Below are 23,523 nucleotides of genomic sequence, written 5' to 3'. Positions count from 1 at the left end.
ATGCTTGACGGGTGGTGCAACCGGGTTTTCCGGGCAGGTGAACTCCTCGACGACAACCGCGCGAACGCCCCGGAAACATCACGGAAGCAGAGGTTCCCGGTCACCGATGCCCCGATTTGCACCCTTGTGCGAATGAGCGCGAGGGTCTTGGGTGGGACGAGTGATGCCGGTCGGGCCCACACCGACGCCCGACCGGTGGCATGGTGGAATCTCAGGAGGATCCTGGCATGTCCGACATATCAAGCGCCTCTTCGCTGGGCGACTGTACGCAGCCCCTCGGGCCCCGTACGCCGCTCACCGAAGCGGAGGTCGAGGCCCTGGTGAGGGGCATCTGCTTCAAGACCGGACCGCCCCGCACCCTCGGGGTGGAACTCGAATGGCTCGTCCACGACGCGCGTGAGCCCCGGCTCCCCGTGACCCCCGAACGACTGGAAGCGGCCTACGCCGCTCTGCGCCCCCTGCCCCTCCGCTCGGCGCTCACCGTCGAGCCCGGCGGCCAGCTGGAGCTCAGCTCGCAGCCCGCCGCCTCCCTGACCGAGTGCGTGAACGGCCTCCGCGCCGACCTGGACGCCGTCCGCGCGGTCCTGCGCCGGGAGGGTCTGGCCCTCGCCGGGTCCGGCACCGACCCCTGGCACCCGCCCCGCAGGTTCCTGCACGAACCCCGCTACGACGCGATGGAGACCTGCCTGGACCGCACCGGTCCGGCCGGCCGGGCCATGATGTGCTCCTCCGCCTCCGTCCAGGTCTGTCTGGACGCCGGCCACGAGGAGCCCGGCCCGCTGGGACACGGACGGCGCTGGCGGCTGGCCCACACCCTGGGCGCGGTCCTGGTCGCCGCGTTCGCCAACTCCCCGCTCCTCGAGGGCGTCCCCACCGGCTGGCGCTCCACCCGGCAACTGCTGTGGACGCGGATCGGCCCCGGCCGGGCGGGCGCCCCCGCGCCGGACGCCGAGCCGCGCGCGGCCTGGGCCCGGCACGTGCTGGACGCCCCGGTGATGTGCGTACGGCGCGAGCACGGCCCCTGGGAGGTGCCCGACGGGCTGACGTTCCGGGAGTGGACGCGGACGGGGTCGCCCACCCGGGCGGACCTCGAATACCACCTGTCCACGCTGTTCCCGCCGGTCCGCCCGCGCGGTCATCTGGAGCTGCGCATGATCGACGCGCAGCCCGGCGACGACGGCTGGATCGTGCCGGTGGCGGTGACGGCGGCCTTGTTCGACGACCCGGAGGCCGCCGAGAGCACCTACCGCGCGGTGAAGCCGCTGGCGGAGCGGGGGATGTCGATGCCCGCCCCGCACAACCCGCTGTGGACCGACGCGGCCCGCGACGGGCTGGCCGACCCGGAGCTGCGGGAGGCCGCCGTCGCCTGCTTCACGGCGGCGCTGGAGGCGCTGCCCCGGCTCGGCGCGGCGGACGCCGTGCTGGACGCCGTCGCCGCGCACCTGGACCGCCACGTCCTGCGCGGCCGCTGCCCCGCCGACGACCAGCTCGACCGACTGCGCGGCACCGCCCGCGCCCACGGGAAGGACACCCCCGCATGACCGCCCCGGCCTACCGGTCCCCCGCACCCCGGTCCCCCGCGTCACGGGCCTCCGACGGCGAGGCGCTGCGCGAACGGGCGCTGACCACACTCGTCGCGGCCCGCGAGCGCACCACGCTCCTGACCACCTGCGTGGAGGACCCCGACCTCACCGCCCAGCACTCCCCGCTGATGTCCCCGCTGGTGTGGGACCTCGCCCACATCGGCAACCAGGAGGAGCTGTGGCTGCTGCGCGCGGTGGCCGGCCGGGACGCCATACGCCCGGAGATCGACGGCCTGTACGACGCCTTCGAGCACCCGCGCTCCGAACGGCCCTCGCTGCCCCTGCTGCCGCCCGCCGAGGCCCGCGCCTACGCGGCCGAGGTGCGCGGCCGGGCCCTGGACGTGCTGGAGTCGGCCGACTTCCACGGCACCCGGCTGACCGAGGCCGGCTTCGCCTTCGGCATGATCGCCCAGCACGAGCAGCAGCACGACGAGACGATGCTGATCACCCATCAGCTGCGCACCGGCCCGCCGGCCCTGACCGCCCCCGACCACGACCCGGCCCCGCTGTTCACCGGCCCGGCCGAAGTCCTCGTCCCGGGCGGCCCGTTCACCATGGGGGCCACCGCCGAACCCTGGGCGCTGGACAACGAACTGCCCGCGCACGAACGGGAGGTGGCGCCGTTCCACATCGACACCACTCCGGTGACGAACGCCGCCTACCAGGCGTTCATCGAGGACGGCGGCTACGACGACGAGCGCTGGTGGGCACCGCGGGGCTGGGCCCATGTGCGCGCCCACTCCCTGCGGGCCCCGCTGTTCTGGCGCCGTGACGGGAAGCAGTGGCTGCGCCGCCGCTTCGGCGTCACCGAGGTCGTCCCGCCCGACGAGCCGGTGCTGCACGTGTGCTGGTACGAGGCGGACGCCTATGCCCGCTGGGCCGGACGCCGGCTGCCCACCGAGGCCGAGTGGGAGAAGGCGGCCCGCCACGACCCGGCGACGGGCGGCTCCCGGCGCTACCCGTGGGGCGACGCGGACCCGGGGCCCGAGCACGCCAACCTGGGCCAGCGGCACCTGCGCCCGGCTCCCGCGGGCAGCTACCCGCAGGGCGAGTCCCCGCTCGGCGTACGGCAGTTGATCGGGGACGTGTGGGAGTGGACGGCGAGCGACTTCCAGCCGTACCCGGGCTTCCGGGCGTTCCCGTACAAGGAGTACTCGGAGGTGTTCTTCGGGCCCGACCACAAGGTGCTGCGCGGCGGTTCCTTCGCGGTAGACCCGGTGGCCTGCCGGGGCACGTTCCGCAACTGGGACCTCCCGATCCGGCGGCAGATCTTCGCCGGCTTCCGCACGGCCCGTTCGGGGGCCGTCTGATGTGCCGTCACATTGCTTTCCTGGGCGAGGAGTCGCCGCTCGGCGCGCTCCTCGTGGATCCGCCGCACGCTCTGTACCGGCAGTCCTGGGCGCCCCGGCGGCAGCGGCACGGCACGGTCAACGCCGACGGTTTCGGCGTGGGCTGGTACGCCGAGGGCGATCCGGCGCCGGCCCGCTACCGCCGGGCCGGACCGATCTGGGCGGACCTGTCCTTCGCCGACCTGGCGCGTGTCGTGCGCAGCCGGGCGCTGCTGGCCGCCGTGCGCGACGCGACGCTGTCCGGCGCCGACGCGGAGGCCGCCGCGGCGCCGTTCGCCGCCGGGTCCTGGCTGTTCAGCCACAACGGGGCGGTCACCGGCTGGCCGGGCTCCCTGGCGCCGCTGGTGCGGACCCTGCCGGCGGTGGACGTGCTGTCGATGGAGGCCCGCAACGACTCGGCGTTCGTGTGGGCGCTCGTCCTCGCCCGGCTGCGCGCCGGGGACACCGGGGCCCAGGCGCTCGGCGACACCGTTCAGGAGGTCGCCGCGGCGGCGCCCGGCTCCCGCCTCAACCTGCTGCTCACCGACGGCCGCACGATCACCGCGACGGCCTGGGGCGACACCCTCTGGTACCTGACGGGGCCCGGCCGCACGGTCGTCGCCTCCGAGCCCCACGACGACGATCCGCACTGGCAGGAAGTCCCTGACCGGACCCTGCTCACGGCGACCCGCACCGAGGTCCTGCTCACCCCGCTGAAGGACCCGGGAGCGGACGCCGCGATGGCACCATCCGAGGAGGCCGGCACGTGAGCCCGTTCCAGATCACCCGCACCCTGCCGAAGGACGCCACCGGCGCGGCCCTGCGGGCCGACGTCCTGAGCGGCCTGACCGCCACCCCGAAGACCCTGCCTCCGAAGTGGTTCTACGACGCGCACGGCAGCGAACTCTTCGAGCAGATAACCGAGTTGCCCGAGTACTACCCCACCCGTGCCGAGCGGGAGATCCTTCTCGACCGCGCTGGTGAGATCGCCGCCGCGTCCGGGGCCCGCACGCTCGTCGAACTGGGCTCGGGGTCCTCGGAGAAGACACGCCATGTGATCGACGCGCTGACGGGCCTGCGCGCCTACGTGCCCGTCGACGTCAGCGAGAGCGCCCTCACCGGGGCGGGAGAGGCGCTGGCCGCCGAGCGGCCGGACCTGGAAGTCCACGCCCTCGTCGCCGACTTCACCGCCCCGTTGACGCTGCCGGACACCCCCGGCCCGCGCCTGCTGGCGTTCCTCGGCGGCACCATAGGCAACCTCCTCCCCGACGAGCGGACCGTGTTCCTGGACTCGGTGCGCGCGCTGCTGGCGCCGGGCGACGCACTGCTGCTCGGCACCGATCTCGTCAAGGACGAGGAGGTGCTTGTCCGGGCGTACGACGACGCGGCCGGGGTGACGGCCGCGTTCGACAAGAACGTCCTGAGCGTCGTCAACCGTGATCTGGGCGCCGACTTCGACCCGGACGCCTTCGCGCATGTGGCGCTCTGGGACGCGGAGAACGAGTGGATCGAGATGCGGCTGCGCTCGCTCGCCGAGCAGACCGTGAAGATCCGCGCGCTGGACCTGGCGGTGGACTTCGCGGCCGGCGAGGAACTGCGCACGGAGGTGTCGGCGAAGTTCCGGGAGGACGGGGTGCGCTCCGAACTGCGTTCCGCCGGGATGGAGTTGACCCACTGGTGGACCGACCGTGAGGCACGTTTCGCGCTGTCGCTCAGCGTGGTGCGCTGAGCGACAGCACGGCGAGCGGCCGGCCGTCGCGCGTGCGGCGGCCGACCGCGGTCAGCGCTGCGGGGCCGCGGGCGGTTCGGCGGCGGCCGCCGCCGAGCCGTTCGCGGTCTGCGGGGCGGCCGGGGCCTGAGGGCCGTTCGGGGTCTGGGCCCCGACCCCCGGCCCCGGTTCCTGCGGCGCGGCAGGGGCGAGCCGGCCGTCGTCACCGGCCCCGTCCAGGCAGTCGACGAAGTCGACGAAGTCGGACCGCTCCAGGGCCCCTTCGGCGACCACGAACTCGTTCTCCGGGTGGCTGCGGAGCACACACATGTCGTAGCGGGCGACCGTCGGGACGGTGCCCTGCTCCCCGGTCGACCGGTACTCGTGACGGCCGACCAACTGGCAGGACTCGTAGCGCACCAGCGGCCCCCGCGGTCCCACCGTGTAGCGGTGGGCGCGGACTTCGGGGGAGAAGGCCTTGAAGGCGAGCCCGGTGTCGTCGCAGTCACTGAAGTGGACGGTGCCGCCGCGCCACGCGCTGTCGATGATCCGCACGTCCGGGTTGCGCACCTCGAAGCGGATGTCCTGGGCGTGGAAGCGCTGCACCGAGTCGTGGTGCCCGGCTACGGGGAAGCGGAAGAACGTGCTGGCGGTGCCGTACTCCGGGGTGGGGCGCGGGCGGGTGCCGGTGATGATGTACGAGCCGCCCCGGCAGGTGATCGACCCTCCGTAGGGGAACTCCAGGAAGTTGCCCCACTCGTACTCCACCTTCATGTCGGTGAACCAGTAGTTGAGGAACTGGTCCTGGACGTTGGGGTCCGTCTGGCCGCGCCCGGTGACGCCCGAGTAGAGGAACGCCTTGCGGTAGGCGCCGCCGACGCGGCAGGCCTCCCACCGCATCTCGGAGTTGGTGTTGGTGCCGTCCAGGGCGATGCCGTACTCCCACTCCCCCATCCACTCGCACTCGGTGAACCGGTAGTCCTGCGCCTGCCCTGTGGAGTACGAATTGAAGAAGGACGCGCCCGGCGTCGCCGAGCGGAACTGCATGCGCTCGAAGGACACGTTCGACCAGATGTCGTCGTTGCGGCACAGGTAGGAGCCGGGCCCCTGGGCGGGGCGGAAGACGAGCGTGGTCATGCGTTTGCCCGCCCCCGAGAAGCGCAGACCGCTGGCCGGGCCGAGCGGGGGCGCTCCGTCCATCAGGGCGTGCGGGCGGGTGATGAGGTACTCGCCCGCCGGGATCTCGATCACGACGCGCCCCACCCCGCGGGTGATGCGGGCGGCCGCGACCGCGTAGGCGGTCATGAACGCCGCGCTGTCGTCGGTGCGTCCGTCGCCGACCGCGCCGAGTTCGGCCACGCTGATCACCCGTGCGCGCCGCACGGCGGCGGGGACCTCCCGCCCGATGGCGACGAGGTCGGGCGGTGCTCCGGGGCGGTGGCCCGGTCCGGCGGCGGCCGAGGCGCTCGTGGCGGTGAGGGCCGTCGCGGCCACGACGGACGCCCCGCCACGCAGAAGTTGCCGACGGCTGACAGGGGACATCCCGCCTCCCCGTTCTGCCATAATTGCCTTCTTTCCAGCGATTTGGTGACAAAGGTGGGAAATGACCGAGTTTGCTGAGGTGCTCAGACATCTGTCGGCGGCGCAGAAGCCCGCGAAGGGAGTCTCGCTCTACACCCGGTTCGTCAACCGTCCGGCCGGCCGGGTACTGGCCGCGGTGGCCTACCGGGCGGGGGCCACGCCCAATCAACTGACCGTCCTCAGCGCCCTGTTCACCTTCCCGGCCCTAGCCGCGGTGGCCCTCGTGCCGCCCGGGCCGACGATGGCGGTCTGCGTCGGGGCGGCCCTGGCCGTGGGGTTCGTCCTGGACTCGGCGGACGGTCAGCTCGCCCGCGGACAGCGCTCGGGAAGTCCGGCGGGCGAGTGGCTCGACCATGTCCTGGACTGCGTCAAGATCGTCGCCCTGCACCTGGTGGTGCTGGTGTCGTTCTACCGCTTCTTCACGCTGCCCGACCCCGTCTTCCTGCTGGCACCGATGCTCTTCGAGCTCGCGGCGGTGGTGATCTTCTTCGCCGGGATCCTGACGGAGAAGCTCAAGCAGCGGAACCCCGGGCAGGGACCGCCGCCTTCGCCCCGGGCGCTGCGCTCCGTGCTGCTGCTGCCGGTCGACTACGGACTGACCTGCCTGGCGTTCCTATTCCTTGGACGTCAGGACGTCTTCCTTGCGGTGTACTGCGCGCTGCTGCTCGCCCATGTGGTGTTCATGGCCGCCTTTCTCGTGAAGTGGTTCCGGGAACTGCGCTGAGGGGGACGGCGGTTCGTGCGCGGAGAGCAGTTTCAGCGCTCCGCGCAGCAGGGTGCTGGAGGTGTGCGCGGTGTACGGGAAGTAGACGACCTCCACGCCGACCTGCGCGAAACGGCGTTCGTACTCCTCCCACTTGGGCGTCCCCTGCCAGTCGTCGCCCTTGAAGATGACGTGGAAGCCGAGCCGCTTCCACGTCTTCAGCTTGTCGACCTCGGACTCCACGACGACCTCGTCGACGTAGCGCACGCTGCGGACGATGTCGACCCGCTCGGCCAGCGGGACCACCGGGACCTTGCCCTTGAGCCGCACGGTCAGGTCGTCGGAGGTGACCCCCGCAACGAGGCGGTCGCAGTGCCGGCGCGCCTCCCGCAGGATGTTGAGGTGCCCGATGTGGAACAGGTCGTAGACGCCGGGCGCGAATCCGATGCGCGTCATCGCGTCTCACCGGCCTGGCCCGCGGTGGCCTGCTCACCCGGTGCGGACGACTCGTCCTGCGCCGCGGTCTCGTCCGGGGCGTTCTGCGACGGTCCGGCCGCCGCCCGCTGCGCGGGCTTCGGCGCGGTCGCGGTCACCGTGCGGGACTTGCCCGAGGTGTTCGTGCCGTCCGTCACCTCGATCGTGTACTTGTGGGCGGCGCCGTCGCCGACCGTGTCGGTGTAGGTCAGCCGCGGGCGGTCCCAGTAGGTGGAGGCCTGCGTCTTGCGGCCGACGAGCTTGCCGTCCCGGTAGACGCGGTACGTCAGTGAGGCGTCGTCCCGGTCCCAGGCGGCGATCCAGGTCAGGGTGACCCGGCCGGGGTCGATGTCGGACACGCCGAGGGAGGGGACCGCCGGCGCGCCGGTGTCGCGGGAGCCGAAGCGGGCGATGCCCTGCTGCGGTTTGTCGTTGACCCGGGTGAACTCGCCGCCGACCCACAGGTGGCCCTTCGAGATCGCCAGGGCGCGGGGGCCGACCTGCTCGCCGAGGCCGTCGTTGGTGTCGGGGAACCAGTGCAGGATGTGCCGGTCGTTCAGCGACTGGGCGAGCAGGTGCTGACGGTCGCCGCGCTCGGGGAAGCCACCCGGCGTCTCGTTGCAGTCGTGCGCGTGGGAGGCACTGAACAGGATGCCCTTCCAGGGGATCAGGGCCTGGGTCGCGCCGCGGCAGGTGTCCTTCCACACCATGGTGCCGTTGGCGAGGAGTCCCGCGATCCGGCCGTCGAAGATGCCCGGCCCGTGACCCTCGGCGCCCACATAGAAGCGGGTCTTGTCACGGGCGATCGCCTTCACCGACGACTGGTAGGGGAACCAGCCCGGGTAGGCGAGCAGCGTCTTGCCGGTGGCCGCGTGCAGGGCGACCAGCGAGCGGGCGGGCCGGCCGTTGACGGCCTCGAAGTCGCCGCCGACGAAGATCCGGCCGTGCGAGGCGACGGCCGACAGGGCGCGCACCGGCTGGTCGATCTGGGCCTTGAAGGGCAGCAGCGCGCCCTTGGTGGTGACGGCCGCGATCCGGTTCCTGACCTGGTTGTTGACCTGCCCGAAGTCGCCGCCGAGGTAGACCGTGCTGTCGGTGGCGTCGATGGCCCGCACCGTGGCCGACACCGACGGCCGGAAGTCCTTGCGCAGGCCGCAGCCCGCCGTGTTGAAGGCGACGGCGCTGTTCGCGGGCGAGGAGCCGACCTTGTTGAAGGAGCCGCCGACATACAGCACCTTGCTGTCGGGGGAGACCTTCAGGGCCCGCACGGTGCGGCCGAGGCCGGTGAACTGCGGGGCGCAGGGCAGCAGTCGGCCGGTCCTGGAGTCGAACGCGGCGAAGTTGTGGCGGGGCACCTCGCCCTGGCCCGGCGCGGCTCCCGGCGGGCGTACCGAGTCGAAGGTCCCGCCGACGTAGACGACGCCGTTCGCGGCGGCCATCGACCAGACGATGCCGTCGGTCTGCCAGGTGTCCAGCAGGTCGGCGGAGACCGGGGGCGTGATGTCTGCGGCCACGGCGAGGGAGACGTCCAGCAGCGCGGTGGTGCAGGCGAGGACCGTGACGGCGGCAGCCCGGTTGACCGGTTTCGTACGGAGCTTTCTCAGGTGCAAGGGGAACCCCGGATGGCAGTGGTGTGAGTGGTACGAGGGGAACGGCGCCGCTGGGTCCGTCCGGACGGTGCGACCGTGTCCGGTCTCATGCGGCGCGGCGACGCAGCACTCCGACCAGTTCGCTCACCCTCAGCGACGTCCGATAACGCCACAAAGTAGTAGCAAATACACACATTCCCAAGACCATCCCGACGGCGAGTCCTGACGGTGTGTCACCTGCCGCCATTCGTCCGGTGCCCGCGGCCACGGAGACGACCAGTCCGATGATGACGGCGTTGGTGTAACCGCCGTCGACGGTGCTGAAGCCGAGTCTGCGGCGGACCAGGACGGCGGCCGTCACGTTCTCCACGACGATGGCCGCGCCCCAGGACACGGCGGCGCCGAGCACGCCCCAGGCCGGCACGGCGAGCAGGCCCACGGTGAGCTGCACCCCGAACGCGGCGGCGGTGACGGCCAGATGCCAGGTGCTGCGGCCCGCCATCAGCAGCACGGTCTGGGCGTTGCCGACCGCCACGTTGACCATGGAGGCGGCGCACAGCACCGCCAGGGCGGGCGCGCCGACGGCGAACTCCGGCCCGAAGACGGACAGTACGGTGCGGGGGAAACCGGCCACGAAGAGGAACAGGGGCCAGGAGAAGAGCACGATCCAGCCGGTGGAGACGCGGTGCAGATGGTGCGCCTCGGCCACGTCGTCGACGGCGAGCAGCCGGCTCATCTCGGGGGCGACGGCGAGCCGGACGGCGAGCTGGACGAGGGTGCAGGCGGTGACGACGCGTCCGATGGCGGTGTACACCCCGGCCTCGTCGGCGGTGGTCATGGCCGACAGCAGCAGCACGCCGACCCAGACGGCGCTGATGTCGAAGACGGAGGAGACCGCGCGGGGCGCGGCGAAGCCCCAGAAGGCCCGCCAGGACACCGCGGTCCGGGGTCCCGAGCGGGGCGGCGGGGCGGGGCGGGCGGCGCGGCAGCGGCGCAGGGTGGCCCAGGCGGCCACGAAGCCGGCCAGGGTGGGCAGCAGCCAGGCGGCGGCCAGGGAGAGCAGCCCGGGCGCGAGGAAGGCCACGGGGAGGGCGAGCAGCATCCGCAGCACCGGTTTGCCGATCTGCTCCACGCCGACGAAGGGCACCACGGTGCCGTAGCCGCGGGTGGCGCCGAGCAGGATCATGCCGACGGTCGCGGCGGGCAGGAACAGCCCGAAGAGGCGCACCAGGGCGACGGCGTCCGCCGGGGGGAGGTCGGGCAGCAGCAGGGTGGCGACGGTGGGCGAGAGCACCAGCGGGACGGCGGCCGCGGTGGAGGCCGCGGCCGCCGGCAGGACGGCCGTGCGCAGCAGCGCGCCCACCGAGCGGCCGTCGTCGACGGCCAGGTCACGGGGGACGAAGCGGACGAGCCCGGTGTCGGCGCCGAGCTTGCAGGTGTTGCTGAGGATGGTGAACAGGGCGACGCCGGTGAAGACGGCTCCCGCCCCGCTCGCCCCGACGGCCCGGGTGATCAGGCCGACGAGGAGGAAGGAGAAGACGGCGTTGCCGAGGGAGCCGGCCATCCCCCACCAGCCGCCCCGGGCGGCCGCGGCCACCCCGCTCGGGGCCGTGGCCCCGGAGCGGGCGGTCGCGGTCGCTTGGGGGGCGGTCATCGGTGGGAGGCCGTGAGCGCGCCGTCCTGTGCGGGGAGTTCCATGGAGGAGGCGTCGACGTGCGACGCGGGGGCGTACTTCGGGCGGCGGCGCAGGACGCGCAGCCGCCGGCGCGCGCGACCGGCGTCGAGGACGGCGCCGAGGAGCCGTCCGCCGGAGCACTCGACCAGCTCCTGCACCTGCTTGAGCTCGTCACGGCGGGTGCGGTCGAGGTTGACGACAACGATGACGCCGTCGACGCGCTGGGCGATGGCGAGCGCGTCGGCCTGGGCGAGGAAGGGACCGGCGACGACGACGGTCGAGGAGTCGGGCTCGGTGAGGCGGCCGGCCTCGGCCGTGGTGATCCGGCGGGTGCGCGGGGAGGTGACGCCGCTCGAGGAGAAGGCGAGCCGGCCGGCGACGTCGGCGTCGACGAGGACGCTCCCGGCGGGCAGGAACGCCTCCTCCAGGGTGGGCGCCTCGTACGGCATCAGCGGCAGGTGTCCGGCGAGGTCGGAGGTGTCGGGAGCGGCGTCCAGCAGCAGGACGTCGTCGCCGTTCTCGGCGAGGGCGGCGGCCAGGTTGGCGCCGACCTCCTCGACGGCGCCGCCGCGCCGGGGCGACACGACGAGGATCTGGCCGGGGCCGGAGTGGCCGCCGAGCTGCCGGAGCCGGAAGGCCAGGGCCCGGTAGGCCTCGGTGCGGGCGCCGCCGGAGCGGCCGACGGTCAGCAGCGCGTCGTTCCCCGGGTCGCCGGAGGGCAGGATGCCGAGGACCGGGGCGCGCAGGGCGGCCTGCACCTCGCCCACCGACCGGACGCGGGTGTCCAGCGCGGAGCGCACCCAGGCGAGCACAATGCCGAGGAGGAGTCCGCAGGCCAGCCCGAGTCCGAGCAGGGTGCGCAGACCGGGCCCGGCGGGCATGACCGGGACGGCGGCCCGGCGCACGACGTCGCCGCCGTCGGTGTCGCGGGAGCGGATGTCCAGGACGCGCTTCTGCAGGTTGTAGAGCTGGTTCTGGGCGGCGGGCTTAGCCGTGTCCTTGTCCAGCTGCTCCTTCGCCAACCGCTGGTTCAGCACGAGAATCTGCTGGTCCAAGGCCTCGGTGGCGCGTTGGACGGTGGCCTCGTTGCGCGTCTTGCGGTCGGCGAGGTAGGCCTCGGCGAAGGCGTTGGCTCCGCGTGCGGCGCGCTCGGGGGCGCGGGCGGTGAACTCGAAGCGCAGCACCTGCGACTTCTGCGGGTTGGTGACCCGCAGCCGGGCGCCGAGCGTGCCGGCGTCGCTCGCGGGCCGGCCCAGGACGCGGGCGGCGCGCTGGGCGACGGCCGCGCTGGAGGCGATCCGCTGCTCGGTGCTCATGCTGACCTGGTTGTCCGCCGAGACGCCGACCGAGCCGAAGGGGTCGGCGGTGGAGCGTACGAGGACCTCGCTGGTGGAGGAGTAGGTGTGGGCGCGTTCCAGGGACAGGGCGGCGCCGCCGGCCAGTCCCAGCAGGACGCCCAGCGAGATCAGGCCTCGGTGGCGCAGGAGCCGGCGCAGTTGGTCGCGTAGCTGGTCCGGCTCGTCGTACCGGTCGTCGAGATGGATGGGGCCGGTCACGGGTGCCCTCCTGTTCCGGGGATCGATGCTTGACGGATGGGTGCGCTCGGCACCGCCGATGAGGGAAGCCGGGATGCCCGGGCGGTGGGGGTGCTGATGAGCAGCGGGATGACCACCAGCAGCGTCAGCGGGCCCGCGATGCCGAGCAGGCTGCCGCGCAGGAAGACCATCTGGTAGAAGGCGAAGGCCGGGATCAGGAGCGCGGCGACGGTGCCGCGCCGCTCGCGCAGCCGGTGACGGATGTCGTCCACCCTGCGTCCGGCCATGCCGAACAGGCAGAACACGATCACGACCGCCAGCGGGCCGCCCCACAGGTAGCTCTCGATCCACAGGGGGGCGGAGAGGTTGAGGAACTCGTATCCCGCGTAGTCCGCCAGCGTCTTGCCGGTGTCGTCCGGTTTCCCGGGCCACATCGAGCGCGGGACCATGAACAGGGGCGGGCCGAGCACGTCCTGCGGGGAGAAGCCGTACTCCCCCGCGTAGTCGAGGCCGGTCTGCACCTGCTGGAAGGCGTCGTAGTCGCCGTTGCCGGTGAACTGCTCGGCGAGGGAGACGACGGCGACCTCCTCGCGGTCGCTGTAGCGGAAGTAGTCGCTGTAGGGGAAGACGAACAGCAGGGCGGCGAGCAGGCCGGCGGCGGTGACGCGGAAGGCGCGCGGCCGGGTCAGCCTGGGGACGGTGAACACCAGGGCGAGCACGACCATGCCGGCCCAGAACCGGGGTTTGCTGATGGGGTTGTTGACGACGACGTTGAGCACGATCAGCGCCGGCAGCAGCAGCCAGCGCACACCGCGCAGCCACCTGTCGCCGCCGGCGGCGCGCGGGATGCGCAGCAGGCCGAGCAGCGCCCAGAAGGCGGGCACGGACAGTGACCAGCTGATCAGGGACTGCATGAAGGCGTCCTGGCCGGCGCTCGCGGCGCCGACCTCGGTGATCGCCTGGCGGCTGGTGAAGTAGGCGGCCAGCCTGCCGGGTTGGGCCGAGATCAGCAGGGCCGAGCCGGCGAGGGCGAGCGCGCACAGCGTGAGCAGCCGCCAGGGGGTGACCCGGCGGGACAGCAGGCGTTCCAGGAGTCCCGGCGGGGCGGGGACCGGGCGGGCGGCGAGGTTCCTCTCCCGCCGGGCGGCGAGGGAGGTGCCCGCGCTGTAGGCGAGGAGACCGAGTTCGACGACGGCCACGGCGGCGACGGCGGTGCGCTCGCCGCTGCGGTAGGGCCAGGGGTAGACGTCGGCGGCGAGCATCGCCACCGGTGCGAGACCGAGCCAGATGTAGGCGAAGACCCAGAAGCCGAAGGCGACGAGTCGCACCGTGGGCGCGGTGAGCACCCGGGCGAGCGCGCCGCCGGCGTGGACCACGACGACGGCTTGGAGGGCGAGGGCGACCGACATCCGCGCGGGCTGCGCCTGGAGGATCAGCCCCGGCAGCAGAACGATCAGCACCACGGCCCAGAGGGAGACCGCAGCCACACTGCGGACGCGAGCGTCCTGCATCCCGACCTCTCTGCCGAGCGAGTATTCAGGCTGAAACATCACTGAAAGATATATAGCGCCCATACCTCGCTATTCGTCCCAGGCGCGCACGAGACATCCACTTCGGCGCGGTTGTCCCCGAACAGAGTCATCGGGTGATTGCGGGCGATCCGGCGGCGCGCCATTTGTCTAAAATCATGACAAATCTGCATAACTTGTCGCGCAGGTCTCACCGCCTGATCCCCCATCACATCCCGGTGCCTTCAGAGGAGTTGCGCGCATGAGCAAGCAGGTCGACGTCGTCGTCGCCGGAGGCGGCGGATTCATCGGTGGTCATCTCGTGAGCGATCTCCTCGCCCAGGGGCTGACCGTCCGCTCCGTCGACATCAAGCCCCGCCACGAGTGGTACCAGGCCCACGAGGGCGCCGAGAACACGGTCGCCGACCTGTCGCTCCTCGACAGCGCGCGCGCCGCCGTCGAGGGCGCCCGCACGGTGTACATGCTGGCCGCCGACATGGGCGGCATGGGCTTCATCGAGAACAACAAGGCCGCCTGCATGATGTCGGTGCTCACCAGCACCCACATGCTCCAGGCCGCGCACGAGGCGGGCGTGGAGCGCTACTTCTACTCCTCCTCGGCGTGCGTGTACGCCGCCGCGAAGCAGACCGACCCGAATCTCACCGCGCTGCGCGAGGAGGACGCCTACCCGGCGCAGCCGGAGGACGGCTACGGCTGGGAGAAGCTGTTCTCCGAGCGGATGTGCCGCCACTACGCCGAGGACTTCGGCTTCGCCACCCGTGTCGCCCGCTACCACAACGTGTACGGCCCGCACGGCACCTGGACCGGCGGCCGGGAGAAGGCGCCGGCCGCGGTGTGCCGCAAGGTGGCCGAGGCGGCCGTCTCCGGGGAGCACCGGCTGGAGATCTGGGGCGACGGGCAGCAGAGCCGTTCCTTCATGTACATCGACGACTGCGTCCACGGCAGCCAGATGATCCTCAACGGCGACAGCGGCGTCCCGGTCAACCTCGGCTCGTCGGAACTGGTGACGATCAATCAGCTCGTCGACATCGTCGAGGAGATCGCCGGCGTCCGCTGCGAGCGCACCTACCGGCTCGACGCCCCGCAGGGCGTGCGCGGCCGCAACTCCGACAACACCCTGATCCGCGAGATCTACGGCTGGGAACCGTCCGTGGCCCTCGCCGACGGCCTGGAGAAGACCTACGCCTGGGTCTACGACCAGGTCAAGCGCTCCCACCAGTGACGCGCGCCGACACCGACGAGAAAGGCGGCGGGGCAAGCGATGAGGATCCTCGTCCACGACTACAGCGGCCATCCGTTCCAGGCCCAGCTGAGCCGGGAGCTGGCGCGCCGCGGTCATGACGTCGTCCACTCGACGTGCACGGCGTACGTCTCCGGGAAGGGCGACCTCGTCTCGGACACCCCGGGGCTGCGCTTCGCCACCATCGGCGACGGCACCGCGCTGCGCAAGCAGGCCTACTTCCGCCGGCTGCGCCAGGAGACCCTGCTCGGTTTCGAACTGGCCCGCCAGGTGCGGCGCGAGAAGCCCGATGTGGCGATGCTGTCCAACCTGCCCATCCCGGTGCTGGTGGTGGCGGCGGCGGTGCTGCGGCGGATGGGCGTCCCGTGGGTGCTGTGGCACCAGGACGTGACGGCCGTGGCGCTGCGCAACTTCGCCGCCGCCGACGTCGCGCGGGCGATGGGCGTGGCCGCGAGGGTGTTCGGGGCGGGTGAGAAGTGGGCGGCGCACCGGGCCGCGGCGATCGTGGTGATCGCCGAGTCGTTCGTGCGGGTCCACGAGGAGTGGGGCACCGCCGGCAAGGTCACCGTCATCCCCAACTGGGCGCCGCTGGACGAGATCGTCCCGGTGGAGCGGGCCAACGCCTGGTCCGCCGAGCACGGCCTCGACAGGGCGCGCACGGTGCTGTACTCGGGGACGCTGGGCCTCAAGCACAACCCGGAGCTGCTGGTGCGGCTGGCCGAGCGGCTGCGGGAGGAGGGCGCACCGGTGCGGCTGGTCGTCGTCAACGACGGTCCGGCCGTGCCCGTCCTCAGGGAGGCCGCCGCCGCCCGCGGCGTGGAGCTGACCCTGCTGCCCTTCCAGCCCTACGCGCGGCTGCCCGAGGTGCTGGGCTCGGGCGACGTGCTGGTCGTGCTGCTGGCGGCGGACGCGGGCGAGTTCTCCGTGCCGTCCAAGACGCTGTCGTACCTGTGCGCCGGGCGGCCGGTGCTCGGTCTGATGCCCGCCGACAACCTGGCCGCGCACCTGCTGCGGCAGGCGGGCTCGGCGGTCTTCGCGCCGGAGGAGTCCTCGCTCGACGAGGCCTGCGCCTGGGTGCGGGACGTCCTGGCCGATCCGGCGCGGGCCGAGGCCCTGGGCAAGGAGAGCCGCGCCCTCGCCGAGCGGGAGTTCGCCCTGGAGGACTGCGCGTCCCGCTTCGAGGACATCCTCCGCTCGGTGCACCTCACTTCGGCGCGCTGAACCGGCCGCGCGCACTCGGGCTGCCGGCCGCCTCAGTTGCCTGAGGCGGCCGGCAGCCCGCGTGTGTCACCGGCGTCGCGGCCGGTCGCCGTAGACGCCTTCGAGGCGGTCCACCACGGCGCGGATGGAGAAGACCTCGTCGATCGCGCGGCGTCCGGCGTCGGCCAGACGGCGGCGCAGGTGCTCGTCGAGAAGCAGCGCGGTCACCGCGTCGGCCAGCGACTCGGGGCTGCCGTCGGTGACCGACGCGGCCTCGCGGCGCTCCAGTTCGGCCGCGATCCCGCTGCTGTCCGTGCACACGACGGGAGTTCCCTCGGCGAGGGCTTCGAGCACCGTCATGGGAAACGGCTCGTGCACGCTCGGCAGGACGTAGACGGCCGCCGAGCGGTAGGCCTCGATGGCCGCCGCGTGGTCGAGCGCGCCGCCGTAGGAGACGACGCCGGTCAACCCCCGTTCCGCCACGAGCCTGTTGACGGCGGGGAGCGAGCCCTCGTCCGCGCCGTAGAGCGTGAAGCGGGCCTCGGGGATCTCCTTGTGGACCAGGGCGGCCATCTCGACGAACGCCTCGGGGCGTTTACGGGGGTGCAGCCGGGCCAGGAAGATCACCCGGTGCCCCTCCCGGGGACGCCGCGCGGCCTCGTCGGCCGAGGTGCGCAGTCCGTTGGGCAGGGACAGCAGCGGAGGCCCGCCCGGTCCCAACACCTCGCCCAGCGCCCGCCGTTCGCGGTCGGTCAGCACCAGGCAGCAGCGGGCGCGGCGCAGCAACGGCACATACAGGCGGTCGAAGAGCCGTGCGGCGCGACCGGCCCGCGGTTCGACCATGCCGTGGGTCTGGGCGACGAAGTCGGCGCGCCGCAGCCGGGCCACGGTGAGCGCGGCGAGGGAGACGAGGTCGCGTCCGGTGTGCAGGTGGACGGTGTCGGCGCGGCCCATGGCCCGCCACAGGTCGCGCAGCAGCAGCGGGTGCATCATGCCGAGCAGTCCCCGGCTCGGTACGACGGACCGGGCCGGGCGGGAGACGAAGGGGACGGCGCCGATGTGTGAGGCGGCGCGCTCGCGTCCCCGCCACAGCGAGACCAGCGTGACGTCGTGGCCGCGGGCGGCGCACTCCTGGAGCTGTGCGACGGCGACGCTCGTGGGGCCGCCGAAGGCCCCGTCGTCGCTGACGAGGGTGACCACATGGACGAGTCTCATGACGCGACTCCCTCGACGGGGGCGTAGGCAGAGGTCGTGGAGGAGGCGGCGGCGAGGACAGCACCGGGGGCGAGGTCGCGGTGGGCGACCGCGCCGGCGCCCACCACCGCGCCCCGGCCGACGGTGACGCCGCGCAGCACGACCGCCCGGGCGGCGACCCAGCTGCCCGGCTCCAGCCGGACGGGCGCGTTGTCGAACTCGAAGGTGGCCGAGCGGCGCAGATGGCTCCCGGTGCACAGCAGTGCGCCCTGCGAGACGCAGCAGTCGCTGCCGATGGTGACCGGTTCGAGGTTGAGGATCCAGGCGTCCTCGCCGATCCACACGTCGTCGCCGACGTCCAGTTTCCACGGCCAGTGGACGCGCACCCCCCGGCGGATCAGCACCCGCTCCCCGACGCGGGCGCCGAAGGCGCGCAGCAGGCGCGGCCGCCAGCGGGCCGGGAACCACCACTTGGTGAAGAGCAGATGGGAGGCGGCGTACCAGGCGGCCTGGTACGCCGTCGGGCGCCCTTTGTCGTATCCGGCGCCGGTGAAGCCGCGCAGGGAGCGCGGCGCGGGTGGCTCGGTGTGTGCCATGACGGTGTCCCTTTCCGGGGGCCCAAGACGTCCACGTCCGCGATCCTTCACGCCCCCCGGGAGGGATCACCCGCGATGGCCGCGTGTTGGCGGCAGACTTGCCCGGATGGCGGATGTGGCCCCGGCGGGGGCCACATCCGGCTCGGGGACCTTCAGTAGGCGCCCTGGCCGTCGAGCACGGCGCGCAGGGTTCGGGCCATGACGTTCATGTCCCCGGACAGCGACCAGTTGTCGACGTAGCGCAGGTCGAGGGCGACCGTCTCGCGCCAGGAGAGGTCCGAGCGTCCGCTCACCTGCCACAGCCCGGTGAGGCCCGGCTTGATGCTCAGCCGGCGCATCTCGACGTTGTTGTACTTGACGACCTCCTCAGGGAGCGGCGGGCGGGGACCGACCAAGGACATGTGGCCGAAGAGGATGTTGAACAGCTGGGGCAGCTCGTCCAGCGAGTAGCGGCGCAGCACACGTCCGACGGGGGTGACGCGCGGGTCGCGGCGCATCTTGAACATGTGCCCGTCGTTCTCGTTCTCCGCCTCCAGGCCGACCTTGAGGCGGTCCGCGTCGACGACCATCGTGCGGAACTTCCACATGGGGAACGGCTCGGTGTTCCGGCCGACGCGGGTCTGCCGGTAGAGGACGGGGCCGGGCGAGCCGAGCCGGACGGCGAGCGCCAGCACGACGAGCAGCGGCGAGAGCAGGGCGATCAGCGCGAGCGCGCCCAGCCGGTCGACGGCCGACTTCACCACGGCGTGCACGCCGCCGCGCGGGGGCGGGGCGATGTGCAGCAGGGTGAGTCCGGCGGCCGAGGTGAGCCGCACACGGCGGCGGGCGACCTCGACGATGCCGGGCAGGACCATCAGGGAGCGGCCCTGGTCGTGCAGCATCCAGGACAGCCGTCGAACGCGCTCGCCCGACATGTGCCGGCCCGGCGCCACGAAGACCAGGTCGGCGGCGAGCTCGTCGGCCGCCGCGAGGACGGCCGCGGCGTCCGCGTCGGGCGCCTCGGGGGCCTCGCAGGGCAGCCGTACGCACACCGGGACGCCGGAGCTGACCTCGCCGTCGCCGACCGGGCAGGCTCCGACGATGACGTACTCGTGGTCGGTGCGCTGGGCGAGCTGCTCGACCACGGCGTCGATCGTGGGGCTCTCGCCGACGACGACCACGTGGCGCAGGGCGCGGGCGTCCCGGCGGGCGGCGAGCAGATGACGGTGGATCGCCTTCTGGCAGACGCCGGTGAGGACGAGCGCGGGGATCAGCGCCGTGAACGCCTCGGCGGGCACGCTGTCCAGTCCGCAGACCACGCGGAGCGTCGCCAGCGCGCCGACCAGGACGAGCCAGTCCCGTATCACCGCCCTGAGGCCGCCTCCGTCGCCCCAGGCCGCTGGGGTGTACCGCTTGCTCATCACCCCGATGAGCGGCCACAGCAGGGCCGCGGCGGCCGCCAGGCGCAGCGGGTGGGGCTCCTGGACCTTCACGATCGTCGCGGCGACCGGCAGCGCCGCGCCGAGGAAGTCCACGCAGACCGAGAGAGGGACGTACCAGCGCGCCCGCGTCTCCTCCCGGTGGACGGGGCGGGGCGCCAGAGGTACCGGCGCCTGCCGGGACATCGCGATTCTGAATCGCCGCATGGTCTCCTTCAAACCCCCAGTCACGGAGAGCGGGCGGGAGCGCGCGGACCGTCGACGCGCGCAGCCGCACCCTGACATCGTGATCCTTATATCATCCGATACATAGGAATATCGGGCTTTGAGGTCCTCACTCTCCGTGGCTGACGCGAAGGGCCGACGTCTCGCGCTCCCGGGCGACTTGGGGCACGGTGGTGACAGCCGCAGTCGCACGTGCGGCCGTCGAGAGGAGCACCCGATGTCGAACCACACCTACCGGGTCACGGAGATCGTCGGCACCTCGCCGGACGGCGTGGACCAGGCGATCCGCAACGGGGTCACCCGGGCCTCGCAGACCCTGCGCAACCTGGACTGGTTCGAGGTGACCCAGGTGCGGGGGCAGATCGAGGACGGCGACATCGCCCACTGGCAGGTGGGACTGAAGGTCGGCTTCCGCCTGGAGGGCTCGGACTGACGCCCGCCCGCCGGGCGGTGCGACTCAGGTACGCCCCTCCTGCTCCTGCGCCACACGCAGCGTGACCGAGGGGAGCGTCCAGCGCGCCCGCAGGACGGCGAAGCCGGCGCGCTCCGCGTCGTCGCACACCTGCTCGTCGTCGTCGACCAGGATCCGCACCTCCCGGTCGCGGCCGAGCCGGCGCAGCACGTCGAGCTTGGTGCGGCGGGCGGGCCGGCGGTCGTCGTCGCGCCGCATGTACACCCGCCCGTCCGGCAGGCCGTGCCGGGCGAGCCACTCCAGGGTGTCCCGCCGGCAGCGCTCGGGCCGGCCGGTGAGATAGACGACCTCGCACTCCCGCGCGCTCTCCACCGCCAGCGCCACGCCCTCAGGGATCGGCGGGTCCTGCGGCGCGGCCGCGAAGAAGGCGTTCCAGTCCCGCGGCCGGCGCTCCAGGAACCGCTGCCGGTGGGAGGTGTCGGCGAGGGTGTTGTCCAGATCGAACACGGCGAGCGGCCGGTTCCTGCTGTCGGTCACCTCACCACCTTAGATGCCGGGGAATCACAGCGGTCCTCCCGTGTTGGACAAGGGGTGAGCTCTGTGATCGAAGGCGTTCGATTCTCCGTGCTGGACCGCTCCCGCGTCCGGGAGGGGCATTCCGCCGGCGCGGCCCTGCGGGACACGGTGGCCCTGGCCCGGGAGGCGGAAGCACTCGGCTTCCACCGGTTCTGGGTGTCCGAGCACCATGGCGTGCCCGGTGTCGCCGGTTCCGCGCCGACCGTCCTCGCCGCCGCCGTGGCCGCCGCGACGACCACCATCCGCGTCGGCACCGGCGGGGTCATGCTGCCCAACCACCGGCCGCTGGTGGTGGCCGAGCAGTTCGGGGTGCTGGAGTCCCTGTTCCCCGGCCGGATCGACATGGGCCTCGGCCGCTCCGTCGGCTTCACCGACGGCGTGCGCAGGGCCCTCGGGCGCGGCAAGGACGACGCCGAGGACTTCGCGGCCCAACTGCGGGAGCTGCTCGGCTGGTTCCGGGGCACGTCCCCGACGGGTGTGCACGCGCGGCCGTCCGAGGGATTGTCCGTGCCGCCGTTCGTGCTGGCGATGGGCGAGGGCGCGCGGATCGCGGCGGAGGCCGGGCTGCCGATGGTCGTCGGCGACCTGCGCGACCGCGACCGCATGCGGCGCGCCACGGACCTGTACCGGGAGCGCTTTCGCCCCTCCCCGTGGGCGTCGGAGCCCTACGTCGTCGTCTCGGGCACGGTCGCCGTCGCCGGGACGCCCGAGGAGGCCCGGCGGCTGCTGGTGCCGGAGGCCTGGTCGATGGCGCACTCCCGCACCCACGGCGTCTTCCCGCCGCTGCCGCCGGCCGAGCGGGTCGAGGCGCTGACGATGACCGCGAAGGAGCGCGGTCTGTACGAGGCCGGCCTCGCCGGACACATCGCGGGCACCGAGGAGCAGGTCGCCGAGGAACTCCGGACGGTGCTGAAGGAGACGCAGGCGCAGGAGGTCCTCGTCACGACCAGCACGTACGACCGGCCCGCACTGCTCGACTCCTACCGCCGGCTGGCCCGCCTCGTGCGCCCCTGAGAGGTGGATTCACCCGTCCGAGTCGTCGGCGGCCGTACCGCCGCGGGAGCTCCGGCGGCCGCCCCCGGCCATGCTCACCAGCTGTCCGAGACCCACGGTGACGGCGGCCACCACGCGCACCCAGCGCGGCCCGCCCCGCGCCGCCCACACCACGCACACGCACCCGCCGACGACGAGCACGAGCACACACGACAAGACGAACACGGCCACGCCGTCCCCCCAGCTTCCTCACGGTCCGCGCCATCCTCGCAGACGGCCCGCACGAGTCCGCGCCCGGCTCAGCCGCTGCTCGCGCCGGCTCACCTGCGGCAGCTCGTTCTTTCCCCTGTCCACGCGCCGCGCACCCGGGCCCCCGCCTCGGCGGCGAGTCGTCTGCGGTCGGGGTGGGCGCCCGGCTCGATCACCGGCAGCACCTCCACCTCGGCGACCAGCCCGCGGGCCGTCGCCACCCGCCACAGCGAGGCGAGCAGCGGGTCGTCGCCGACGAAGGCGGGCGTCGTGCTGGCCGCGCCGCCGCGGGCCCGGTAGCGGATGCGCACCGGCTGGACCGGCGCCCCGGCGTCCAGCGCGGCCTGGAAGACGGCCCGTCTGAAGCGCCCCTGGTCCCGGCCGCACCAGGTGCTGCCCTCGGGGAACACCGCGACGGCCCGCCCGGCGCGCAGCTCCCCGGCGATCCGGCCGACCGTGCCGGGCAGGGCGCGCAACCGGTCGCGCTCGATGAACAGGACGCCCCCGCGCGCGGCGAGCGCCCCCGCGAGCGGCCAGCGCCGGATCTCGGCCTTGGCCAGCATGCGGGCCGGGCGGACGGCGGCCAGCAGCGGGACGTCCAGCCACGAGATGTGGTTGGCGACCAGCAGCAGCCCGCCGGCGGGTGCGGCGGCGCCGCGGGTGCGGACACGGACCCCGGCCGCGCGTACGATCGCCCGGCTCCACGCCCGTACCGCGCCGGCCGGGATCCGGTTCCGGAGCGGGGACAGGAGGGCCCCGGCGAGAACGAGCAGCGCCACCCCCGTGAGCCGCGCCGCCGCCCGCGGCACGGCGGCGAGCAGCGCCACGTCGTGGGCGGCGGCCTCGACGCACGCCCGTGGGGTGCAGGGCGCGCCGGGCAGCCAGACGCTCATCAGGCCGGGACGAGGGAGAGGAAGTGCCGCAGGTAGCGCGGGTCGACCCGGCGCATCGACAGCAGCACGTAGAGGTCGGCGACGCCGAAGTCGGGGTCGTGGGCGGGCTCGCCGCACACCTGCGCGCCCAGGCGCAGGTAGCCGCGCAGCAGGGCGGGCAGTTCGGTGCGGGCGGGCGGCGTGACGCCGGCCGGCGGCGTCCACGGCAGCAGCGGCCGGACCCTGAACTCGGCCGGCGCGAGGTGCTTTTCCCGCACCCGGCCCCAGACGCCCGCGGCGAGCGCCCCGCCGTCGGCGAGCGGGACGGAGCAGCAGCCGGCGAGCCATTCGTGGCCGCGGTCCACCATGTAGCGGGCTATCCCGGCCCAGATGAGCCCGATGACGGCGCCGTCGCGGTGGTCGGGGTGCACACAGGAGCGGCCGACCTCGACGAGGGCGGGGCGGATGCCGTCCAGGCGGGTCAGGTCGAACTCGCCCTCGGAGTACAGCCGTCCGGCGACCGCGGCGCGCTCCGGCGGCAGCAGCCGGTAGGTGCCGACGACCTGGCCGGTGGCCGTGTCGCGCACCAGCAGGTGGTCGCAGCAGTCGTCGAAGGGGTCGACGTCCAGGCCGGGCCGGGGAGAGGAGAGCAGGGCGCCCATCTCCCCGGCGAACACGTCGTACCGCAGCCGCTGAGCGGCCCGCACGTCGTCTTCGTCGCGGGCCAGGCTCACGCTGTAACGGCCGGGTGCCACGTGCTGCGGGGGACGGTCGAGCGTGGAAACGCCGGTCATGGCTCACTCCAGGGACGGGCCACTACGGGGACGGTGGCGTACCCCTCGT

At 73.2% G+C, this 23,523-nt stretch carries 21 protein-coding genes and 1 pseudogene; 9 read left to right on the top strand and 13 right to left on the bottom strand.

What is annotated here, in order from left to right:
* Positions 1 to 227 precede the first annotated feature (227 nt).
* From egtA to egtD, 4 genes are read left to right on the top strand one after another with little or no spacing between them, the layout of a single operon-like run.
* Complete coding sequence (gene egtA / locus ACFYXA_RS04985) at positions 228 to 1,541, top strand: ergothioneine biosynthesis glutamate--cysteine ligase EgtA (protein WP_389028210.1); 1,314 nt, start codon at positions 228 to 230, stop codon at positions 1,539 to 1,541.
* Positions 1,538 to 2,893, top strand: coding sequence for an ergothioneine biosynthesis protein EgtB (gene egtB, locus ACFYXA_RS04980; RefSeq protein ID WP_352253512.1), 1,356 nt, complete (start codon positions 1,538 to 1,540; stop codon positions 2,891 to 2,893). Before egtA ends, egtB begins: the two co-directional genes overlap by 4 nt.
* Positions 2,893 to 3,681, top strand: a complete 789-nt coding sequence (gene egtC, locus ACFYXA_RS04975; protein ID WP_389028208.1) for an ergothioneine biosynthesis protein EgtC — start codon at positions 2,893 to 2,895, stop codon at positions 3,679 to 3,681. Before egtB ends, egtC begins: the two co-directional genes overlap by 1 nt.
* Positions 3,678 to 4,640 (top strand): L-histidine N(alpha)-methyltransferase, encoded by a 963-nt coding sequence (gene egtD, locus ACFYXA_RS04970; protein WP_389028206.1) that lies wholly within the window; start codon positions 3,678 to 3,680, stop codon positions 4,638 to 4,640. The genes egtC and egtD overlap by 4 nt, the downstream gene beginning before the upstream one ends.
* A 51-nt stretch (positions 4,641 to 4,691) precedes the next feature.
* Here egtD and ACFYXA_RS04965 read toward each other — a convergent pair whose 3' ends face one another.
* Positions 4,692 to 6,161: a glycosyl hydrolase family 28-related protein gene (locus ACFYXA_RS04965; RefSeq protein WP_389028204.1), complete on the bottom strand. Its 1,470-nt coding sequence runs from the start codon at positions 6,159 to 6,161 to the stop codon at positions 4,692 to 4,694.
* Between the two features lie 61 nt (positions 6,162 to 6,222).
* Here ACFYXA_RS04965 and ACFYXA_RS04960 point away from each other — a divergent pair, with 61 nt between their 5' ends.
* The gene (locus ACFYXA_RS04960; RefSeq protein ID WP_389028202.1) at positions 6,223 to 6,924 is read left to right on the top strand and encodes a CDP-alcohol phosphatidyltransferase family protein; all 702 of its coding nucleotides are present in this window, start codon (positions 6,223 to 6,225) and stop codon (positions 6,922 to 6,924) included.
* 3 nt (positions 6,925 to 6,927) lie between these two features.
* On the opposite strand, the pseudogene ACFYXA_RS04955 reads toward ACFYXA_RS04960, so the two are convergent.
* The 5 genes and pseudogenes from ACFYXA_RS04955 to ACFYXA_RS04935 form a co-directional block, all read right to left on the bottom strand.
* A pseudogene (locus ACFYXA_RS04955) lies at positions 6,928 to 7,359 on the bottom strand (adenylyltransferase/cytidyltransferase family protein); the annotation flags it as partial.
* The gene (locus ACFYXA_RS04950) at positions 7,356 to 8,987 is read right to left on the bottom strand and encodes a fibronectin type III domain-containing protein (RefSeq protein WP_389028198.1); all 1,632 of its coding nucleotides are present in this window, start codon (positions 8,985 to 8,987) and stop codon (positions 7,356 to 7,358) included. The gene ACFYXA_RS04950 and the pseudogene ACFYXA_RS04955, both read right to left, overlap by 4 nt.
* Positions 8,988 to 9,072: 85 nt before the next feature.
* Complete coding sequence (locus ACFYXA_RS04945; protein WP_352252776.1) at positions 9,073 to 10,620, bottom strand: oligosaccharide flippase family protein; 1,548 nt, start codon at positions 10,618 to 10,620, stop codon at positions 9,073 to 9,075.
* Positions 10,617 to 12,197: a hypothetical protein gene (locus tag ACFYXA_RS04940; RefSeq protein ID WP_352252778.1), complete on the bottom strand. Its 1,581-nt coding sequence runs from the start codon at positions 12,195 to 12,197 to the stop codon at positions 10,617 to 10,619. The genes ACFYXA_RS04945 and ACFYXA_RS04940 overlap by 4 nt, the downstream gene beginning before the upstream one ends.
* Positions 12,194 to 13,726: a hypothetical protein gene (locus ACFYXA_RS04935; protein ID WP_389028195.1), complete on the bottom strand. Its 1,533-nt coding sequence runs from the start codon at positions 13,724 to 13,726 to the stop codon at positions 12,194 to 12,196. The genes ACFYXA_RS04940 and ACFYXA_RS04935 overlap by 4 nt, the downstream gene beginning before the upstream one ends.
* A gap of 220 nt (positions 13,727 to 13,946) precedes the next feature.
* On the opposite strand from ACFYXA_RS04935, the gene ACFYXA_RS04930 reads away from it, so the two are divergent.
* A complete protein-coding gene (locus ACFYXA_RS04930) occupies positions 13,947 to 14,927 on the top strand; it encodes an NAD-dependent epimerase/dehydratase family protein (protein ID WP_389028193.1) in 981 nt (326 codons plus the stop codon).
* A 39-nt stretch (positions 14,928 to 14,966) separates the two neighbouring features.
* The gene (locus tag ACFYXA_RS04925) at positions 14,967 to 16,166 is read left to right on the top strand and encodes a glycosyltransferase family 4 protein (protein WP_389028191.1); all 1,200 of its coding nucleotides are present in this window, start codon (positions 14,967 to 14,969) and stop codon (positions 16,164 to 16,166) included.
* Positions 16,167 to 16,232: 66 nt separating this feature from the next.
* On the opposite strand, the gene ACFYXA_RS04920 is transcribed toward ACFYXA_RS04925, so the two are convergent.
* From ACFYXA_RS04920 to ACFYXA_RS04910, 3 genes are all read right to left on the bottom strand, one after another.
* A complete protein-coding gene (locus tag ACFYXA_RS04920; RefSeq protein ID WP_389028189.1) occupies positions 16,233 to 17,360 on the bottom strand; it encodes a glycosyltransferase in 1,128 nt (375 codons plus the stop codon).
* The gene (locus ACFYXA_RS04915; protein WP_352252788.1) at positions 17,357 to 17,935 is read right to left on the bottom strand and encodes a DapH/DapD/GlmU-related protein; all 579 of its coding nucleotides are present in this window, start codon (positions 17,933 to 17,935) and stop codon (positions 17,357 to 17,359) included. The genes ACFYXA_RS04920 and ACFYXA_RS04915 overlap by 4 nt, the downstream gene beginning before the upstream one ends.
* Positions 17,936 to 18,087: 152 nt before the next feature.
* Positions 18,088 to 19,560, bottom strand: a complete 1,473-nt coding sequence (locus ACFYXA_RS04910; RefSeq protein WP_351336859.1) for a sugar transferase — start codon at positions 19,558 to 19,560, stop codon at positions 18,088 to 18,090.
* A 235-nt stretch (positions 19,561 to 19,795) separates the two neighbouring features.
* Here ACFYXA_RS04910 and ACFYXA_RS04905 point away from each other — a divergent pair, with 235 nt between their 5' ends.
* Positions 19,796 to 20,011, top strand: coding sequence for a dodecin (locus ACFYXA_RS04905; protein ID WP_351096401.1), 216 nt, complete (start codon positions 19,796 to 19,798; stop codon positions 20,009 to 20,011).
* Between the two features lie 24 nt (positions 20,012 to 20,035).
* Here ACFYXA_RS04905 and ACFYXA_RS04900 read toward each other — a convergent pair whose 3' ends face one another.
* Positions 20,036 to 20,527: a hypothetical protein gene (locus ACFYXA_RS04900; protein ID WP_389028186.1), complete on the bottom strand. Its 492-nt coding sequence runs from the start codon at positions 20,525 to 20,527 to the stop codon at positions 20,036 to 20,038.
* 54 nt (positions 20,528 to 20,581) lie between these two features.
* Between ACFYXA_RS04900 and ACFYXA_RS04895 the strand changes: the two genes are divergently transcribed.
* On the top strand, positions 20,582 to 21,580 hold the full coding sequence (locus tag ACFYXA_RS04895) for an LLM class flavin-dependent oxidoreductase (protein WP_389028184.1): 999 nt from the start codon (positions 20,582 to 20,584) through the stop codon (positions 21,578 to 21,580).
* Positions 21,581 to 21,589: 9 nt separating this feature from the next.
* Here ACFYXA_RS04895 and ACFYXA_RS04890 read toward each other — a convergent pair whose 3' ends face one another.
* From ACFYXA_RS04890 to ACFYXA_RS04880, 3 genes are all read right to left on the bottom strand, one after another.
* The gene (locus ACFYXA_RS04890; RefSeq protein ID WP_389028182.1) at positions 21,590 to 21,790 is read right to left on the bottom strand and encodes a hypothetical protein; all 201 of its coding nucleotides are present in this window, start codon (positions 21,788 to 21,790) and stop codon (positions 21,590 to 21,592) included.
* An 89-nt stretch (positions 21,791 to 21,879) separates the two neighbouring features.
* Positions 21,880 to 22,701: a lysophospholipid acyltransferase family protein gene (locus tag ACFYXA_RS04885; RefSeq protein WP_352252797.1), complete on the bottom strand. Its 822-nt coding sequence runs from the start codon at positions 22,699 to 22,701 to the stop codon at positions 21,880 to 21,882.
* Positions 22,701 to 23,474 (bottom strand): GNAT family N-acetyltransferase, encoded by a 774-nt coding sequence (locus ACFYXA_RS04880; protein WP_389028180.1) that lies wholly within the window; start codon positions 23,472 to 23,474, stop codon positions 22,701 to 22,703. Before ACFYXA_RS04880 ends, ACFYXA_RS04885 begins: the two co-directional genes overlap by 1 nt.
* Positions 23,475 to 23,523: the final 49 nt, after the last annotated feature.

This window comes from Streptomyces sp. NPDC002566 (assembly GCF_042889585.1).
Taxonomy (GTDB): Bacteria; Actinomycetota; Actinomycetes; order Streptomycetales; family Streptomycetaceae; genus Streptomyces.
The sequence above is the reverse complement of the archived record's forward strand: the minus strand, read 5'-3'. Positions and strand labels throughout refer to the sequence as shown.